The sequence below is a fragment of the Curtobacterium sp. B8 genome, from assembly GCF_000333315.1.
In the GTDB taxonomy this organism is placed as follows: Bacteria; Actinomycetota; Actinomycetes; order Actinomycetales; family Microbacteriaceae; genus Curtobacterium; species Curtobacterium luteum.
Map to the genome: position 1 here is coordinate 1 of NZ_BACW01000254.1, position 1,399 is coordinate 1,399.

Annotated in this window: 1 protein-coding gene; it reads right to left on the reverse strand. The window is 72.2% G+C overall.

Annotation, left to right across the window (positions count from 1 at the left end; all coding sequences use genetic code 11):
* Positions 1-41 precede the first annotated feature (41 nt).
* A partial coding sequence (locus I59_RS06225) for a DUF885 domain-containing protein (protein WP_022903125.1) occupies positions 42-1,399 on the reverse strand: 1,358 nt, incomplete at its 5' end.

The window sequence follows — 1,399 nt, forward strand, 5'->3', positions numbered from 1 at the left end:
CGTCCGCCGTCGGCGACAGCCGGCCAGCCGCGTGCTCGACGTCAGCCGACCAGCGCGGTCCGCAGCGTGTCGAGTCCGATGCTGCCGAGCGCGAGGGCACGGTGGTGGAAGGACTTCAGGTCGAACGAAGCGCCTTCGCGGGCGGCGACCTCGTCGCGGATGGACTCCCAGACGCGCTGCCCCACCTTGTAGGACGGCGCCTGTCCGGGCCACCCGAAGTAGCGGGCGACCTCGAACCGGACGAACTCCGGCGCCATGTTGACGTTCTGCCCCATGAAGTCGAGGGCGTACTCCCACGTCCACGCGCCGCCGTCGGGGTTCGTCTTCTGCAGGTGCACCCCGATGTCGAGCACGACCCGGGCGGCACGCATCCGCTGGCCGTCGAGCATGCCGAGCCGGTCGCCGTCGTCGTCGAGGAAGCCGAGCTGTTCCATCAGACGCTCGGCGTACAGCGCCCAGCCCTCGACGTGCCCCGACGACCCGGCCAGCTGGCGGCGCCAGGTGTTCAGCTCGCCGCGGTTGTAGACGCCCTGGCTGATCTGCAGGTGGTGGCCGGGGACGCCCTCGTGGTAGACCGTCGTCTTCTCACGCCAGGTGCCGAACTCGGTCACGCCCTGCGGCACGGACCACCACATGCGACCCGGGCGGGAGAAGTCGTCGGACGGACCCGTGTAGTAGATGCCGCCCTCCTGCGTCGGGGCGATCCGGCACTCCAGGCGCTTGATCGGGTCCGCGATGTCGAAGAACCGGCCGTCCATCTCGCGGATCGACTCGTCGCTCGTCTCCTGCATCCACCGCTGCAGCGCGTCGGTGCCGTGCAGGATGCGTGCCGGGTCCTGGTCGAGGACCTCGATCGCCCGGGCGACGCTCGCGCCCGACTCGATGCGGTCGGCGATGCGCTCCTGCTCGTCCCGCATCCGGGCGAGCTCCTCGAGGCCCCAGGCGTACGTCTCGTCGAGGTCGACCGTGGCGCCGAGGAACCGGCGGGAGTGGAGCTCGTAGTCCTCACGTCCGACGGCGTCCACCGGGGTCGCCAGCGGCAGGAGCTCGTGCTCGAGGAACTGCCCGAACGAGCGGTACGCGGCGGCCGCCAGGGTGGCACCGCGGCGGAGGTCCTCACGGAGGGACTCGGGCAGCGCACCGCCGTCCTCGAGGGACGCGCCGTCGGCGAGCTGCCGGAACAGCCCGTCCTCGGCGCCGGTGCGGGCGGCCTGCTCGGCGATCAGCGCGACCTGGCGCTTCGCCGGGGTGACGTGCTCCCGCGTGCCCTCGAGCAGGGTCTCGCGGATGCCCTCGAGGGCGTCCGGGAGGGCGGCGAGTCGACTCGCGACGTCCTGCCAGTCCGTCTCGGTCGCGGTCGGCATGAGGTCGAGGACCTCGCGCACGGACTGCGCCGGGC